The following is a 16472-nucleotide window of genomic DNA, read 5'->3' on the forward strand; positions in this document are numbered from 1 at the left end:
CCGGCCTTAATCGTATTGCTTTTGAAACCTTCGCCGCCTATACCGGTTCTCGATACGTCGCGGGCCAGCCCGTACCAAAGACCTGATTAGAAGGGGATTAGCATGCGTAAGACCATCGCCGCTGTCACGGCGGGCCTGCTGCTCGTGGCTGGCCAAGCCGCTGCTGCCAACAACACGGCTGCTGCCCGTGTTGGCGACCGTGTCGGCGCCCGCGCTGACGCTTCGTCCGAGTTCTCGGGCATTCCGCTGCCGGTCGTTCTGATCGGCGCCGCCGTCCTCATCGCAGTCATCGTGGTTGCGACTGACGACGACTCGGAAAGCGACTAAGCCGATCCGGTTCGCGCTGCGCCTGATGCAGTCGTAACGCGTGCCGAATAAGGTTCTGAAGGGCCAGTGGGACGCTGCCGCAATCGCGGCGGCCATCCTGCTGGCCCTTTCGTTTGTCTTCGGCGGAGCCAGCCGTGAACACGCGCTCCGCCTCGCCGCCGTCGAGTTGGCGTCCCTGCCCCTTCTGATCATCGGCGCCGGCCGTCTGCTCAAGTCCGGCCTGTGGCGCGAACACCGGTTCGCCCTCGGCCTCCTCGGCGCTCTCGCCGCCCTTCCCCTGATCCAGCTGATCCCGCTGCCGCCCGCCGTCTGGACGGCCCTGCCCGGCCGCTCCGAGATGGTGCTGGCGCTCGAGCTGGCCGGCCTCCAGCCGGGCTGGGCCCCGCTCAGCGTCACGCCCGACCTGACGTGGCAGGCCTTCCTGGCCCTGCTGCCGCCCGCCGCCATCTTCCTGGCCGTCCTGACCGCGCCCCAGAGCCTGACCGCCCGCATGGTCGCCTTCTGGCTGGGCGCCGCGGTCATCGGCATCCTGTTCGGCACAGCCCAGCTGGCCAGCGGCGGCGAGCGCCTCTACCCGTGGGCCACCACCAGCGCGGGCTCGGTCACCGGCTTCTTCGCCAACCGCAACCACCTGGCCACCCTGCTGCTGGCCACCCTGCCCTTCGCCGCCGTCTTCGGCGCGGCCGTCCTGCGCCGCCGCAGCGACAAGCGCATGCCCCTGTGGTTCGGCGCCCTGTTCATGGGTCTGGTCGTGGTCGGCCTCGCCGCCATCCGGTCGCGCGCCGGCGTCATCCTGTTCGGCCCGGTCGCCATCGCCAGCCTGCTGGCCGCCTGGGTCGCCGCCGGTCGCGGCCGCCCCAACCCCGCCCTGCTGGCCCTCGCCGGCGGCGTGGCCGCGGCGGTCGGCGCGGTGGCCATCCTGGCCCTGCCGCCCATCCTCGCCCGCTTCGACGTCCAGTCGGCGCCGGAAGGCCGGTTCGAGGGTTGGCCCGTCGTCGCCGAGGCCGCCAACACCTACCTGCCGCTGGGCTCAGGCATCGGCAGCTTCGACGCCGTCTTCCGCTCGGTCGAGCCGCTGGAGCGGCTGGACCCGACCTTCTTCAACCACGCCCACAACGAATACCTGGAGACCTGGCTGGAAGCCGGCTGGCTTGGCGCCGCCCTGATCATCGCCTTCCTGGTCTGGTACGGCCGTCGCCTGTGGGCGGCGTGGAAGGCCGGGCCCTCGCGTGAGCGCGACCTGCAACGCGCCGCGAGCATCGCGCTTCTGGCCATGCTGGCCCACTCGGGCGTCGACTATCCCCTGCGCACGGCGACCCTGGCGGTCCTGTTCGCCCTCTGCGCCGCCATCCTGGAGAAGGCGGGGCGGCCCACCGACCGCGAACTGGCGACCTAGGCTCCCGGCGCTCCATCCGTCACCACGACCGGCGCCGCCTCGACCGCCTGCGCCGGCTGCTCGCGCCACGCCGCGGCCGGGTTCAGCGCCGCGGTCGCCTCAAGGAAGGTGCCCGGCTTCATCGAGGGCTCCGCGGCCGTCTGCAGCCCCGCCGTCCGCGCCAGATCGGCGATGAAGCTGATGCAGTTGCGTCGCCGCAGGTCGTAGACCGACCCCTCCGGCCCGTTCCACCAGTCGGCCCGCGCCCGCACCGCCCGATAGGCCTCGTCGCTGACGACCAGCTGCAGATAGGGCCGCCCCTCGTCGACGTAGCGGGGATCGGGATTTCGCACCTCGCCCGTATCACGCGCGAACAGCAGCTGCGGCCCCGGGTTCTTCGCCGTGAACCCCGCCGACCAGTCCACCGCCTCGCCCGTCGCGTCCAGGGTGCCCGTGGCGTGCACATAGGCGTGGGGGAACAGCAGCTCGCCGTTGCGCACCCGCGATCCCGGATGGGCGTAGAAGGTCAGCGTCACCGCCGCCCAGGCCGGCCCTGCGAACAACGCCAGCAGCACAGCCGGAAGGACGGCGCGGGCAAGGCGACGGAGCATGCGGATCCCCGATCAGGCGCGCCGTTGCGCGACGCACCTGTCCAGAATGCGCAAAGGCCGCCGGGGTCTCCCCCGACGGCCTCTTTTTCCGTGCGCTGTGTCGGATCAGTGCGAGGCGGGCGCCGCCACCACGTCCGAAGCCACCGCCTTGCTGCGCACCGCGGCGATCGCGAAGATCGTCAGGATGACGTAGCCCAGCGCCGGGATGATGAAGGCGGCGTTCAGGCTGCCCGCATCCGCCACCCGGCCGCCGACCAGCGGCAGGATCGCGCCGCCGATGATCGCCATACACAGCAGGCCCGACGTGGCCGAGGCCGGCGCCGACGACCGCTCCAGGGTCAGGGTGAAGATGGCCGGGAACATGATCGAGTTGAACAGGCCCACCGACAGCGCGGCGAAGGCTGCGCTGACGCCGCCCGTCTGGGTCACGACCAGGCACAGCACGGCGGCGCAGGTGGTGCAGATCGCCAGCAGGATGCTGGCCGGAACCCGCGTCAGGAAGGCGCTGCCCGCGAAACGGCCCATCAGGGCGCCGGCCCAGTACAGGGCGACCAGACGGCCCGCATCGTGGATCGGCAGGCCCAGGGTGCCTTCCGAGTGCAGCAGGTTGGTCATCAGGCTGCCGATGGTCACTTCCGAGCCGACGTAGACGAAGATGGCGATGGCGCCGAAGATCGCCCATTTCGAGCCCAGCGCCTTGAGCGGCGATCCGGGGGTCTCGGCGTTGGCGTTGGCGCTGGCGGCGGTCAGCTTGCCGCGCACGCTCCAGATGAAGGCGCCCAGCACGGCGAAGAACACCGCCAGACCGATGAAGATCGTGTCGATGTTGCGCAGGGTCGCTTCGCGCGCCGTGGCATCGGGAGCGGCCGCCGCGGCTTCCGCCACCGCCGTCGCGCCCGTGCCCGCGCCCATGGCGCCGAGGTAGTTCTGCAGGAACACCACCCAGCCGACGACCAGGCCCGCGGCCAGGCCGATGACCAGCCAGCCCTTCAGGTCACGACGCAGCGCGCCGATCAGCAGGCCGGCGACGGCGCCGATGCCGACGCCCAGAAGGATCAGCAGCAGGGCCGTGGGCGAGGCCAGGGCGCTGACGCCGCCGACGGCGAAGATGCCGCCCGACAGCATGACCGTCGCGCCCAGCAGCGGCCCGACGACCGTGCCCAGCGAGTTGAAGGCCTGCGAGAACACCAGACGGAAGTGCGAGCCCTCCGGCTTGCCCAGCGAGGCCGCCAGCGGGTTGGCCGCGACCTGCAGCAGGGTCACGCCCGCCGCGATCACGAACAGGGCCACCAGGACGCCCGGATAGAAGTCGAAGATGGTCGACAGCGGCACGATCAGCGCGCCCAGCACCATCACGCCCAGGGCGCCGACGATGGACTTCGCATAGCCCAGCTTCGACAGCACGGCGGCGGCCGGCAGCGACACGATCCCGTAGGCCGTGAACCAGGCGAACTGGGTCAGCAGGGCCTCGGTGTAGTTCAGCTCGAACACGCCCTTCACCGCCGCGATCAGCGGATCGATCAGCGAGGTGGCGAAGCCCCAGGCGAAGAACAGGGTGGTCACATAGGCGAATGCCGCGCCAGTTCGCTGAGCGGCGGTCTGTTGATCGGTCATTTCACTCCCCGTGGCCTTCGCGTCTCATGCGCGCGGCCGTTGATGTCCTTGGTTCCACCCGCCGTCCCTCGCGTCCAGCGGTTTAAGGAAACCCGTAACCAAATGTGGCCCGGCTTCCCGTTCCGAACGACGAAGGGCCGCCCCGGTTTCCCGAAGCGGCCCTCGTGCAACCGGCCTGTACGGCCGATCAGTAGCGGTAGTTCAGACCGACCAGGAAGGTCCGGCCGTACTGCTGGTAATCGATGACCCGGCGAGCGTCGTTGTTCTCGAAGGTCTTGAACTGCTCGTCCGTCAGGTTGCCGACCTGGAACAGGGCCGACAGGCCTTCCAGCGGGCCCGACTGGAACTCGTAGCCGATCTGGGCGTCGACCACGGATTCCGCGTCGACCATCCGCTGGATGCGGTCGGTGCCGACACCCGACAGTTCGCCGAGGAACTCCGAACGGTAGCGGTTCGAGATCCGCGCCTGGAAGCCGTTGGCTTCATAGTAGACGGTGATGTTGCTGACGTTCTCGGACAGGCCCGGCATCGGCTGGGCGGGGTTGCCCGGGTTCGAGACGATTTCGCTGTCCGTCCACGAGGCGCTGTAGGTCATGCCGAAGCCTTCCAGCGGCTGCCACAGCAGGTCGAACGGCACCGACAGGGCGAACTCGATGCCCTGGATGACACCGCCCTCGCCGTTCTGCGGCGTGGAGATGTAGCCTTCGCGGATCAGCGGGGCGTTCGGACCGGTGTAGGCGTAGCCCGTGAAGTCCGTGCGCTGCTGCTGGTCGTAGATGTAGCTGTCCAGATCCTTGTAGAAGCCGGCCAGCGCGACGTAGCCGCGGCGTCCGAAATACTTCTCGACCGAGATGTCCAGCGCGTTGGCGATCCACGGACGCAGGTTCGGGTTGCCGCCGCTGCCGCCCCAGGGCGACTGGTTCGGGTTGGTGCTGTTCCAGAGACCTTCGTTGAAGTCGATGTTGATGGAGGCGCGCATCTGGTCCATCCGCGGACGGGCCATCTGACGCGACATGCCGAGGCGGACGTAGAGGTCGTCGGCAGCCTCGAACACCAGGTTCGCGCTGGGCAGGAAGTAGCTGTACGAGTCGCCGCCCGAGCGGGCGATCGGCACCGCCGGATTGCCGGTGGCGACCATGCCGTCCGAGCTCTGGTCGGTCTGCACGACCTGGAAGCCCATGTTACCGGTCAGCGGCACGCCGAACAGCGTGGTGTCCAGATCGGCCTTGAAGTAGCCGGTCACGATCTCTTCCGAGACCGCCCAGCCGAAGGCCAGCAGGTTGTCGTCCTGCGGCGCGATCAGGGTGTAGATGCCGCTGTTCACCAGGGCGAACGGGTCGTAGCTGATGACCGGACCGATGCCCAGGAAGTCCAGGTTGGTCGGGGCCAGCAGGTACTGCGTCGGCACCGGCACGCTGGTCGTGTGGGTCGGGTCGTTCAGGTTGGCGGTCAGCGCCAGGTAGTAGCGCTCGAGATCCAGTTCCTTGTCGCGGCTCGTGATGTTGAAGCCGAAGGCGACGCGGCTGAACGGACCTTCGTCGATGTCGCGGAAGATGTCGCCGCGGACCGAGGTCAGCTCGTCCATGGTCGTCGGGCTGTTGATGAAGCCGTCCTGTCCGCCCGGGATGCCCGACGGCAGCGTGCCGCCGCCCCAGCCCTGGGCGCTGGTCAGCAGGATCAGCGACGGATCCGCATAGTTCAGCGTCGAGGTGAAGGTCGTGCCTTCCGGCGTGGTCACGAAGCCGAGGGTGTCCAGGGCGCCGAGGACGTTACGGCCGGTGCCGGCGTTGGTCTCCAGCACCGTGTCGGTGCGGTCGGCCTTCGAGTAGCTGATGTCGAGCGTGCCGTACCAGTTGTCGCTGATCTGGAACTCGTTGTTCCAGCCCAGCGAAAGCAGTTCGGCGGTGCGGCGGTTGCCGTCGTTGCGGACGACGCCCTTCACGTTGTCGAAGGTGCCGGACACGACCATGCCGTCCTCGACGACGGCGCCGGGGCGCAGCGACGGGCCGGGACGGCAGGTTGCCGTCTGGGTGTTGCCGCTGGCGGCGCAGGCGCCGGCCACGGACTCGGCCGAACCGCCCCAGGCCAGCGGGAACTCGACGCCACGCAGGATCTGGGTGTTGTCGAACTCGGAATAGAAGGCGTCGAAGGTCGAGTGCCAACGGTCGTTCGGACGGAACTCGACGGTGGCCAGATAGCCGTCACGGACCAGTTCGCTGGACTGCACGTACGGCTTGGCGCCGCCGATCAGCAGCGAGCCGCCCGGACCCGAGTTCGGATAGCCCCAGGCGTTGAAGCGCTCGGCCTGGTACGGCGTCGACATGTGCGAATAGCCGAGCACGACGCCCAGCTTTCCGTCCATGAACTGGTCGATGTAGCTGACGCTGTAGCGTTCGCCGCTGTCGGCGGTGCCCGAGTTCAGCGCGCCGTAGTCGTTCCACTCGTAGCGGGCGTTCACGGCGATCGCCTGACGGCCGAACTCCAGCGGACGGATGGTGCGCAGGTCGGCGGTGCCGGCCAGGCCCTGGCCGATCAGAGCGGCGTCCGGGGTCTTGTAGACCAGAACGCTGCCCAGCAGTTCCGACGGATACTGGTCGAACTCGACGCCGCGGTTGTCGCCGGTCGAGGTCTGTTCGCGGCCGTTCAGCAGCGCGGTGGTGAAGTCGGGCGACAGGCCGCGGATCGAGATGACCTGGCCGCGACCGTCCAGGCGCTGGGCGGTCACGCCCGGCAGACGGGCCAGCGATTCGGCGATCGAGACGTCCGGCAGCTTGCCGATGTCCTCGGCGGTCACGACCTCGACGATCGAGCTGTTTTCACGCTTCGAGGCGATCGAGCTTTCGATCGACGAGCGGATGCCGGTGACGACGATTTCGTCGATCTGGGTGGGCTCTTCGGCCTCCTGCGCGACGGCCGCGCCGGCGAAGGACATAAGGGCGACAGCGCCGAAGGCGGCTCCGCCAAGAAGGCGCGCACGCCGGGTGACCTGGGTTCTCATCTCATTCCTCCCTGGGGCCGGCGCATTTCTGTCGAAGCGTCCAGCGTCATCGCAAAGTTATGCAAACTTATCGCAAGCCTGCAACCCGTCATTCGCGTTGCCCGGTTTCGACGTGGCGGAAATGTGACGCCAAACCACCCCTTATTGCGCCGCAGCACGCCGGATTCTCTTGTTCTGCCGCATTTCCGGCGCTGCAATTGACTGGATTGACAGGAGGCTGCTCCGCTGCAAAATCTTGCAAACTGATCCAGCAGGCCACGTCGTCTGCGGACGCTGGGAGGGAACGTCGATATGAGAGGAAGGGTGAAGCGGCCTCGCGCCGCCCGCATGCTCCTGCTGTCGGCCGCCGTCTCGGCGATCGCCGGCGCGGCCCTGGCGCAGACGCCGGACGCCACGCTGCAGGCGCTCCGCGAGCGCCCGCCCGAAGACGAAGTCATCTATTTCCTGCTGCCCGACCGTTTCGCGAACGGGGAAGAAGCCAACGATCGTGGCGGTCTTGTGGGCGACCGGCTCATTACGGGTCACGATCCGACCGATCCCGGCTTCTATCACGGCGGCGACCTGCGCGGCCTGACGCAGCGGCTGGACTACCTGCAGGGCCTGGGCGTCACCGCCCTGTGGATCGCCCCCGTGTTCCAGAACAAGCCCGTCCAGGGATCTCCGGGTCACGAGAGCGCGGCCTACCACGGCTACTGGATCACCGACTTCACCCGCGTCGATCCGCACCTCGGGACCAACGACGAATTCCGCGCCCTGGTCGACGCCGCCCATGCGCGGGGGATGAAGGTCTATCTGGACATCGTCATCAACCACACGGCCGACGTGATCCGCTACCGCGAGTGCCCGCAGAACGACTGCGGCTACCGCTGGAAGGGCGACTATCCCTACAGCCGCCGCGGCGGTCTTCAGGGCGAGGCGATCAACGAGGGCTTCACCGGCGCGCCGGGCGGCGACTTCTCCACCCTGACCAGTCCCGACTACGCGTACACGCCGTACGTCCCCGCGGGCGAGGAGTCGGCCAAGGCGCCCGCCTGGCTCAACGACCCGGCCTTCTACCACAACCGGGGCAACAGCGCCTGGTACAGCGAAGCCCGCATGGACGGCGACTTCGCCGGCCTCGACGACCTGTTCACCGAGCATCCGCGCGTCGTCCAGGGCTTCATCGACATCTACGGCGGCTGGATCGACGACTACGGCATCGACGGCTATCGCATCGACACCGCCCGCCACGTGAACCCCGAGTTCTGGCAGGCCTTCGTCCCCGCCATCCTCGAGCGCGCCCGCGCCAAAGGCATTCCGAACTTCCACATTTTCGGCGAGACCTACGACTTCCAGTCCGGCACGGCCGCCATGCACACCGTCGTCGACGGCCTGCCCACCGTGCTCGACTTCGCCTACCAGCGCGTCGTCCAGAACATGGTCACCGGCGCCGGCAATCCGGACGCCATGGGCTACCTCCTGATGGAGGACGGCATCTACGCCGGCGGCGTCCAGACCGCGCGTCGCCTGCCGACCTTCACCGGCAACCACGACCTCGCCCGCATCGGCCACCTGATCCTCAAGGAGAAGCCCGACATCTCCGATGCGGAGCTGCTGGATCGCGCCACGCTCGCCCACGCCCTGGTCATCCTCGGCCGCGGCGTGCCGGTCATCTACTACGGCGACGAACAGGGCTTCACCGGCGACGGCGACGACCGCCGGGCGCGCCAGGACATGTTCGAGACCCGCACCACCTCCTACGCCGACGACCGGCGCATCGGCGCGGCGTCCGGCCCGTACGACACCAACGCCGACATGTACCGCCGCCTCGCCGAAATGACCCGCGTCCGCGCCGCCGACGCCCGTCTCCGCCACGGCCGCGTGGTGGTGCGCACCGCCGACCAGACGCCGGGCGTCCTCGCAATCTCCCGACTTGATGATGACGGCGAGACGCTGGTGGTGTTCAACACCTCTACCGAAGCGCGCGACGTCAACGTCGCCGTCGAGATCGGGTCCGCCCAATGGCGCGCCCTGCTCGGCCAGTGCCCCGTCCGCAGCGCCGCGCCGGGCTCAGTATCCGTTTCCGTGCCCGCTATGGGCTACCTCGTTTGCGTTTCCGAAAGCCCCCCCGAGTGACCGCCCAGATTCTTGAACTCCCGACCGCCGCCGCCCACGCCGCCGAATGGTGGCGCGGCGCCGTCGTCTATCAGGTCTATCCGCGCAGCTTCGCCGACACGAACGGCGACGGCGTGGGCGATCTGAAGGGCATCACCGACCACCTCGAACACATCGCCTCGCTGGGCGTCGACGCCATCTGGCTGTCGCCCTTCTTCACCTCGCCGATGAAGGATTTCGGCTACGACGTCGCCGACTACTGCGACGTCGATCCCATCTTCGGGACCCTGGCCGACTTCGACGCCCTGATCGAAAAGGCCCATCGCCTGGGTCTGAAGATCATCACCGATCTGGTCTTCTCCCACACCTCGGACGAACACGCCTGGTTCCGCGAAAGCCGCCAGTCGCGCACCAATCCGAAGGCCGACTGGTACGTCTGGGCCGACGCCAAGGCCGACGGTTCGCCGCCGTCCAACTGGCAGTCCGTCTTCGGCGGTCCGGCCTGGACCTGGGATGCGCGCCGCGGCCAGTACTACATGCACAATTTCCTGCCCGAGCAGCCGCAGCTGAACGTGCACAGCCCCGTCGTGCAAAACGCCCTGCTGGACGCCGCCCGCTTCTGGCTGGATCGCGGCGTTGACGGCTTCCGCTTCGACGCCATCAACTTCTCGATGCACGACCCGAAGCTGACGGATAACCCGCCCCTCCCGGCCGGCGGCAAGCGCACGCGTCCGTTCGACTTCCAGGACAAGATCCACAACCAGTCGCAGCCGGAAATCGCCGACTTCCTCGCCCGCATCCGCGCCCTGACCGACAGCTACGGCGGCCGTTTCAGCGTCGCCGAGGTCGGCGGCGACCATGCCGAGCGCGAGATGCAGGCCTTCACCGCCGGCGACGACCACCTGAACAGTGCTTACGGCTTCCTCTACCTCTACGCCCCCGCCCTGAAGGCGGCGCTGGTGCGCGAAGGCGCCGAGGTCTGGCACGGCCGCGACGGCCAGGGCTGGCCCTCCTGGACCTTCTCCAACCACGACGCCCCGCGCGCCGTGTCCCGCTGGGTCGAGGGCCGCGATCCGCGCGCCTTCGCCGAGATGGCGATGCTGCTGCTGATGTGCCTGCGCGGAAACGTCTTCGTCTACCAGGGCGAGGAGCTGGGCCTGCCGCAGTCAGAGGTGCCGTTCGATCGCCTCGTCGACCCCGAGGCCATCGCCAACTGGCCCCAGACCCTCGGCCGCGACGGCGCCCGCACGCCCATGCCCTGGACCGCCGACAAGCCCCAGGCCGGCTTCTCGACGGTCGAGCCCTGGCTGCCGGTCGATGCGCGCCACGTCGCCCTGTCGGTCGATCGCCAGGAAGCCGACCCGACCTCCATGCTGAACGCCACGCGTCGCCTCATCGCCCTGCGCAAGAGCCATCCGGCCCTGATGCGCGGCGATATGCAGATGCAGAACGCCCCGGCGGACGTGGTCTGCTTCGAACGCACCCTCGGCGCCGAGCGTCTGATGTGCGTCTTCAACCTCGGCCATCAGCCGGCGGCGTGGACCGCGCCCTCCGGCTGGCGCGTGCTCGAGGCGGTCAATGTCGAAGCCGGTTCGGCGGGCGTCCTTCCGGCCATGGCCGGTCTGGTGCTGGCGGCCGACGCGGGATGATCCTAGCCGCCGCAGCTCTCGCGAACGATCAGATCGGTGGGAATACGTTCCGACCGGCCGACCGAGTCGCCGGGGTTGTCGATCAGCTTGGACACCAGCAGCCGACCCGCCTTCATCGTGTCCTGGGCGATGGTGCTCAGGGCCGGCCGCGCGTAGCGGCTGAAGGGCACGTTGTCGAAGCCGATCACCGACACGTCGTCGGGCACCCGCAGGCCGGCGTTCAGCAGCGCGCGCACGGCGCCCAGGGCGATCTGGTCCGAGGCGCAGACGACGCCGTCGAACTGCACGCCGCGGCGGATCAGGCCGTCGACCGAGGCCTCGGCCGATTCGACCTCGAAATGGGCTTCCATGATCAGGTCGGGATCAACGCCCAGACCGGTCTGCTCCAGCGCCTCCAGGTAGCCGCGGTGCCGCTGCATCGATTCGGGCGGATCCAGATCGCCGAGGAAGACGATGCGCTTGCGTCCCAGCCGGGCCAGATGCCGCGTCGCCCGCTTGCCGCCCGCCAGGTTCTCCGAGCCGACCGAGCAATAGGCCTGGTCCGGCATCTGCGCGCCCCACACCACGAAGCGCCCGTCGGTCTCCGCCAGCCGGTTCAGGCTCTGGTGCAGGAAGCTCTGCCCAAGGAAGATCACGCCGTCGGCGCGGGTGTTCATCGCCGCCGACAGGTCGTCGTAACTGGTCGGCGAGAAATGGCTCATGATCACGTCGCAGCCGCGCTCGCGCGCCGCCTCGCCGACGCCGGCCAGCAGCTCAAGGAAGAACGGATCGCTCAGCCGGCCCTCGCGCCCCTGCGGACGCGGGGTCACCAGGGCGATGACGCCCTCGGCGCCGACCGGGCCGGACGGCATGTAGCGGCGGAACGGATAGTCGTGCTCGCGCGCCAGCTTCCAGATCAGCTGTTTGGTCCGCGCATTGACCGCCGGGCTGTCGTTCAGCGCCCGCGACGCCGTCGAGATCGAGACGCCCGCCATCTTCGCAAGGTCTTCAAGGCGGGTGTTGCGGCTCACGTTTCGTTTCCTGCGAATGGTCGCGCTGCAAAATTTGCTGCAAACCTTGCTTGTTTTGCGCCGCTCCCGTGGCGCTTGGCAAGTCCTGTAATCCGGAGTTCCCCCGCATGCTGACCCGCCGCTTCCTCGTCTCCTCCGCGGCCCTTCTGGCGGCCCTGCCGGGATCGGCGCTGGCCCAGGACGTCGCCCAGGCGCCTGTCGGAAACGTCGGTCAGGCCCGCGCCTCGTCGCCCGAAGGCGTGCTGACGGTCGAGGTCGGCGTCACCGGCGAGGGCCGGCCTGAGTACACGGTCACCCGCCTCGGTCGCCCGGTCATCACCGCCTCACGCCTCGGCTTCATCCTCACCGACGGCCCCAAGCTGGAGCGCAACCTCACGGTCACCGCCGAAGCCCCGACCCAGCACGACGACACCTGGGAGCAGCCGTGGGGCGAGCGGCGCTTCATCCGCAACCGCTACACCCAGCTGCGCGTCCACCTGACCGAAAGGGGCGGCCTGCAGCGCCGCGTCGACGTCGTCTTCCGCCTCTACGACGACGGCCTCGGCTTCCGCTACGAGTTCCCGGAACAGCCCAACCTGACCTCGGTGAAGATCGGCGAGGAGCTGACCGAGTTCGCCGTCGCCGACAGCGGCACGGCCTGGTGGATCCCCGCCTTCGAGTGGAACCGCGAGGAGTATCTCTACAACCGCACCGCCATCGACTCAGTCGGCGTCGCCCAGACCCCGCTGACCGTCCGCACCGACGACGGCCTGCACGTCTCGATCCACGAGGCGGCCCTGATCGACTACGCCGGCATGAACCTGCGTCGGGTCGAGGGCGGCCGCTTCAAGGCGGCGCTGACGCCCGGCCTGTCCAACGCCGCCGTCGAACTGACCGCCCCCTTCGCCACCCCCTGGCGCACCCTGCAGATCTCGGACAGCGCCGCCGGCCTGGTCGAGTCCAGCCTGATCCTGAACCTCAACGAGACCAACGCCCTCGGCGACGTCAGCTGGTTCAGGCCGATGAAATACGTCGGCATCTGGTGGGAGATGCACCTCGACAAGAAGACCTGGCACGCGGGTCCGAAGCACGGCGCCACCACCGAAAACGCCATCAAACACATCGACTTCGCCGCCAAGAACGGCTTCGGCGGCGTGCTGATCGAGGGCTGGAACGTCGGCTGGGACGGCGACTGGTTCGGCACCGGCTGGGACTACAGCTTCACCCAGGCCTACCCCGATTTCGACATCGAGCGCGTCGCCGCCTACGCCCGCTCCAAGGGCGTCGAGATCATCGGCCACCACGAGACCGGCGGGAACGCCTTCCACTACGAACAGCAGCTCGACGCCGCCTTCGCCCAGATGCAGCGCTTCGGCTGGCACTCGGTGAAGACCGGCTATGTCGCCGACGCCGGCGGCGCCCGGGTGAAAGGCCCCGACGGCCAGCCCCGCCTCGCCTGGCACGAAAGCCAGCCGATGGCCCAGCACCACCTGAACGTCGTGAAGACCGCCGCCAGATACCAGGTCGCGGTCAACGCTCACGAGCCGTTCAAGGACACCGGCCTGCGCCGCACCTACCCGAACATGATCTCGCGCGAAGGCGCCCGCGGCATGGAGTTCAGCGCCTGGGGCCAGCCGGGCAACCCGCCCGAGCACGAGGCCAACCTGGTCTTCACCCGCCTGCTCGCCGGGCCGATGGACTACACGCCGGGCGTCTTCGGCATGCAGACCCGCAGCCCCGACGGCATCGCCACCACCTGGGCCAAGCAGCTGGCGCTGTACGTCGTCATCTACAGCCCGATCCAGATGGCCGCCGACCTGCTCGAGAATTACGAGGCCAACCCGGCCCCGTTCCAGTTCATCAAGGACGTCGCCGTCGACTGGGACGACACCCGCGTCATCAACGGCGAGATCGGCGACTTCGTCACCATCGCCCGCAAGGCCCGCGGCTCCGACGAATGGTTCCTCGGCTCCGTCTCCGACGAGCAGCCGCGCGTGCTGACCGCCCCGCTCGGCTTCCTCGACGCCGGCCGCCGCTACCGCGCCGAAATCTACCGCGACGGTCCCCAGGCCGACTGGAAGGGCAAGCGCGAGGACATCGTCATCGAGACCGCCGAGGTCACCTCGGCCGACACCCTCACCCTGCGCCTCGCGCCGGGCGGCGGCCAGGCCATCCGCTTCGTGCCCGTCGGCCGTAGCCGTCGCTGAACTGAACATCTGCGGGGAGGCAGACGCGCATGACCACCACCACGACTGACGCGGCCACGCCCGTCGCCTCCCGCCCGCGCCTCAGCGGGTGGGCCATCTGGAACATGTGCGTCGGCTTCTTCGGCATCCAGATCGGCTTCGGCCTGCAGAACGCCAACACCAGCCGCATCTTCCAGACACTCGGCGCGGACGTGGATTCGCTGGCCATCCTGTGGATCGCGGCGCCGCTCACCGGCCTGTTGATCCAGCCGATCGTCGGCCATTTCAGCGACCGCACCTGGGGCCCGCTGGGCCGCCGCCGGCCCTATTTCCTGGTCGGCGCGATCCTGACCACCGTGGCCCTGCTGTTCATGCCGCACTCGCGCGAGCTCTGGATCGCCGCGTCGATGCTCTGGATCATGGACGCCTCCATCAACATCACCATGGAGCCGTTCCGCGCCTTCGTCGGCGACAACCTGCCCCAGGAGCAGCGCACCACCGGCTATGCGATGCAGAGCTTCTTCATCGGCGCCGGGGCGGTGTTCGCTTCCTGCCTGCCGTGGATGCTGTCCAACTGGTTCGACGTCGCCTCCACCGCGCCCGAGGGCGTGGTCCCGCTCAGCGTCCGCATCTCCTTCTACGTCGGCGGCGCCGCCCTGCTGGCGGCGGTCCTCTGGACCGTCTTCACCACCCGCGAATACAGCCCCGAACAGATCGAGGCCTTCGAACAGGCCCGCCCTGAAACCGCCCCGGCGCCCGCGCGCGGCCTCTCCGCATGGATGACCGGCGGCCTGATCTGGATCGTCGTCGGCGCGCTCGGCTTCTGGGCGGTCCAGGCCTCGGGCCTCGCCAAGGAGCTGCTGATCCTCGCCGGCTTCATCGCCGGCTTCGGCCTGCTTCAGGTCCTCACCGGCCTGATGCGCAAGGGCGGCGGCTCCAACGGCCTGACCGAGATCATGGGCGACATCTTCGCCATGCCGAAGACCATGCAGGGCCTGGCCGTCGTCCAGTTCTTCAGCTGGTTCGCCCTGTTCTCGATGTGGATCTACATGACCCCGGCGGTCACCGCCGTGCACTTCGCCTCGCCCGACGCCGCCTCGGCCGGTTACGCCGAAGGCGCCGACTGGGTCGGGGTGCTGATGGGCATCTACAACGGCGTCGCGGCCCTCGCCGCCTTCCTCATCCCGGTCATCGCGCACCGCACCGGCCTGCGCGGCGCCCATGCGATCAACCTGCTGCTCGGCGCCGCCGGCTTCTTCGGCGTCTTCCTGATCCGCGATCCGGCCCTGTTGTGGCTGCCGATGATCGGCGTCGGCTTCGCCTGGGCGTCCATCGTCTCGATGCCCTACGCCATCCTGTCGAACGCCGTGCCGGGCCGGAAAATGGGCGTCTACATGGGCATCTTCAACATCTTCATCGTCGTGCCCCAGCTGGTCGCCGCCACCATCCTCGGCGTCATCCTCAAGACCTTCTTCGCCGAACAGGCCGTCTTCGCCCTGGTCATCGGCGGCGTCAGCTTCGTCCTCGCGGCGGGCGCCAGCCTGCTGGTCCCGAAGGAGGCGGCATGAGCAACAATCCTCCCCCCTCGGGGGAGGGGGACCATCCGAAGGATGGTGGAGGGGGCCAGGCCCACGCTCCCTCATCCAGCCCCCTCCACCGCTTCGCGGTCCCCCTCCCCCTGCGGGGGAGGATCGCGCGCCGCTCATTCCTTGCCGGTCTCGCCGCCGTCCCGTTCGCAGTTGATGCGTCCCGCGCCCGCGCCGACGTCCCGACAGAAGGCCGCCTCGTCGAGCACGCGCAGATGGCCTCGGCCTTCGCCCAGCCCCGCGACGTCACCGTCTGGCTGCCGCCCGGCTACGACGACGCGCCCGACCGCCGCTACCCCGTCCTCTACATGCACGACGGCCAGAACCTGTTCGACGGTTCGCGCGCCGCCTACGGCAAGGAGTGGGGCGTCGACGAGCATGTCGCCCGCCTGTCCGCCACCGGCCAGATCCGCACCCCCATCGTGGTCGGAATCCACAACACGCCGCTGCGCCTGCGCGAATACATCCCGGCCAATCTCATCGCCGCCCTGCCCGACGACATGCGCGCCGACGTCCAGGCCATCTACGGCGGCGAGCCCCTGTCCGACGGCTACCTGCGCTTCATCGTCCGCGAGCTGAAGCCCTTCATCGACCGCACCTACCGCACCAGCCCAGGTCGCGTGGACACCTCGATCATGGGCAGCAGCATGGGCGGCCTGATCTCGCTTTATGCGCTGATGCGCTACCCGCTCACCTTCGGCGGCGCGGCCTGCGTCTCGACCCACTGGCCCATCCGCATCGAGCAGCTGAGCGACCCGGACGCTCTCGCCGCCTGGCGCGATCGCCTGACCGCCGCCTGGACGGGCGTCGTCCGCGCCGACCTGCCGCCCAGGGGCGGCCACTATCTGTACTTCGACCGCGGCGACGAAACCCTCGACGCCTTCTACGCCGAGTTCCAGAGCCGCATCGACGCCACGATCCGCGGCGAAGGCTGGACGCCCGACCGCTTCCGCTCGCTCGTCTTCCCCGGCGCCGAGCACAACGAGGCGTCCTGGAACCAACGCCTCGACGTACCCCTCACCTTCCTGCTTTCCCCCCGATGA

11 protein-coding genes are annotated in these 16472 nt (G+C 68.9%); 7 read left to right on the top strand and 4 right to left on the bottom strand.

The genetic code is table 11. The features are described from left to right. The first annotated feature begins 102 nt into the window (after positions 1-102). Both GGR12_RS15020 and GGR12_RS15025 read left to right on the top strand, forming a co-directional pair. On the top strand, positions 103-327 hold the full coding sequence (locus GGR12_RS15020) for a hypothetical protein (RefSeq protein WP_183205361.1): 225 nt from the start codon (positions 103-105) through the stop codon (positions 325-327). Positions 328-367: 40 nt separating this feature from the next. Then, positions 368-1723: an O-antigen ligase family protein gene (locus GGR12_RS15025; protein ID WP_183205363.1), complete on the top strand. Its 1356-nt coding sequence runs from the start codon at positions 368-370 to the stop codon at positions 1721-1723. Here the strand turns inward: GGR12_RS15025 and GGR12_RS15030 are convergent. From GGR12_RS15030 to GGR12_RS15040, 3 genes are all read right to left on the bottom strand, one after another. Next, positions 1720-2313 (bottom strand): hypothetical protein, encoded by a 594-nt coding sequence (locus tag GGR12_RS15030; protein WP_183205366.1) that lies wholly within the window; start codon positions 2311-2313, stop codon positions 1720-1722. The genes GGR12_RS15025 and GGR12_RS15030 overlap by 4 nt on opposite strands. A gap of 105 nt (positions 2314-2418) precedes the next feature. Continuing rightward, on the bottom strand, positions 2419-3927 hold the full coding sequence (locus GGR12_RS16675) for an MFS transporter (protein ID WP_246328947.1): 1509 nt from the start codon (positions 3925-3927) through the stop codon (positions 2419-2421). Positions 3928-4114: 187 nt separating this feature from the next. Further along, positions 4115-6925, bottom strand: a complete 2811-nt coding sequence (locus GGR12_RS15040; protein ID WP_183205368.1) for a TonB-dependent receptor — start codon at positions 6923-6925, stop codon at positions 4115-4117. A gap of 303 nt (positions 6926-7228) precedes the next feature. Between GGR12_RS15040 and GGR12_RS15045 the strand changes: the two genes are divergently transcribed. Together GGR12_RS15045 and GGR12_RS15050 are read left to right on the top strand one after the other, a co-directional pair. Then, positions 7229-9040: an alpha-amylase family glycosyl hydrolase gene (locus GGR12_RS15045; protein WP_343053282.1), complete on the top strand. Its 1812-nt coding sequence runs from the start codon at positions 7229-7231 to the stop codon at positions 9038-9040. After that, positions 9037-10668, top strand: coding sequence for an alpha-amylase family glycosyl hydrolase (locus GGR12_RS15050; protein ID WP_343053283.1), 1632 nt, complete (start codon positions 9037-9039; stop codon positions 10666-10668). Before GGR12_RS15045 ends, GGR12_RS15050 begins: the two co-directional genes overlap by 4 nt. Positions 10669-10670: 2 nt before the next feature. On the opposite strand, the gene GGR12_RS15055 is transcribed toward GGR12_RS15050, so the two are convergent. Continuing rightward, positions 10671-11696 (bottom strand): LacI family DNA-binding transcriptional regulator, encoded by a 1026-nt coding sequence (locus GGR12_RS15055; RefSeq protein ID WP_343053302.1) that lies wholly within the window; start codon positions 11694-11696, stop codon positions 10671-10673. Positions 11697-11785: 89 nt separating this feature from the next. On the opposite strand from GGR12_RS15055, the gene GGR12_RS15060 reads away from it, so the two are divergent. The 3 genes from GGR12_RS15060 (at position 11786) to GGR12_RS15070 (ending at position 16472) form a co-directional block, all read left to right on the top strand. Continuing rightward, positions 11786-13864 (top strand): glycoside hydrolase family 97 protein, encoded by a 2079-nt coding sequence (locus GGR12_RS15060; RefSeq protein ID WP_183205373.1) that lies wholly within the window; start codon positions 11786-11788, stop codon positions 13862-13864. 29 nt (positions 13865-13893) lie between these two features. Then, positions 13894-15411 (top strand): MFS transporter, encoded by a 1518-nt coding sequence (locus GGR12_RS15065; protein ID WP_183205375.1) that lies wholly within the window; start codon positions 13894-13896, stop codon positions 15409-15411. Between the two features lie 233 nt (positions 15412-15644). Continuing rightward, a complete protein-coding gene (locus GGR12_RS15070; protein WP_183205377.1) occupies positions 15645-16472 on the top strand; it encodes an alpha/beta hydrolase in 828 nt (275 codons plus the stop codon).

Source organism: Brevundimonas lenta (genome assembly GCF_014196335.1).
In the GTDB taxonomy this organism is placed as follows: Bacteria; Pseudomonadota; Alphaproteobacteria; order Caulobacterales; family Caulobacteraceae; genus Brevundimonas; species Brevundimonas lenta.

What these genes read in the sequence shown, in the direction of transcription:
- GGR12_RS15020 (WP_183205361.1), top strand. Translation starts at nt 103, where the DNA reads ATGCGTAAGACCATCGCCGCTGTCACGGCGGGCCTGCTGCTCGTGGCT.
- GGR12_RS15030 (WP_183205366.1), bottom strand. Translation starts at nt 2,313, where the DNA reads ATGCTCCGTCGCCTTGCCCGCGCCGTCCTTCCGGCTGTGCTGCTGGCG.
- GGR12_RS16675 (WP_246328947.1), bottom strand. Translation starts at nt 3,927, where the DNA reads ATGACCGATCAACAGACCGCCGCTCAGCGAACTGGCGCGGCATTCGCC.
- GGR12_RS15040 (WP_183205368.1), bottom strand. Translation starts at nt 6,925, where the DNA reads ATGAGAACCCAGGTCACCCGGCGTGCGCGCCTTCTTGGCGGAGCCGCC.
- GGR12_RS15060 (WP_183205373.1), top strand. Translation starts at nt 11,786, where the DNA reads ATGCTGACCCGCCGCTTCCTCGTCTCCTCCGCGGCCCTTCTGGCGGCC.
- GGR12_RS15065 (WP_183205375.1), top strand. Translation starts at nt 13,894, where the DNA reads ATGACCACCACCACGACTGACGCGGCCACGCCCGTCGCCTCCCGCCCG.
- GGR12_RS15070 (WP_183205377.1), top strand. Translation starts at nt 15,645, where the DNA reads ATGGCCTCGGCCTTCGCCCAGCCCCGCGACGTCACCGTCTGGCTGCCG.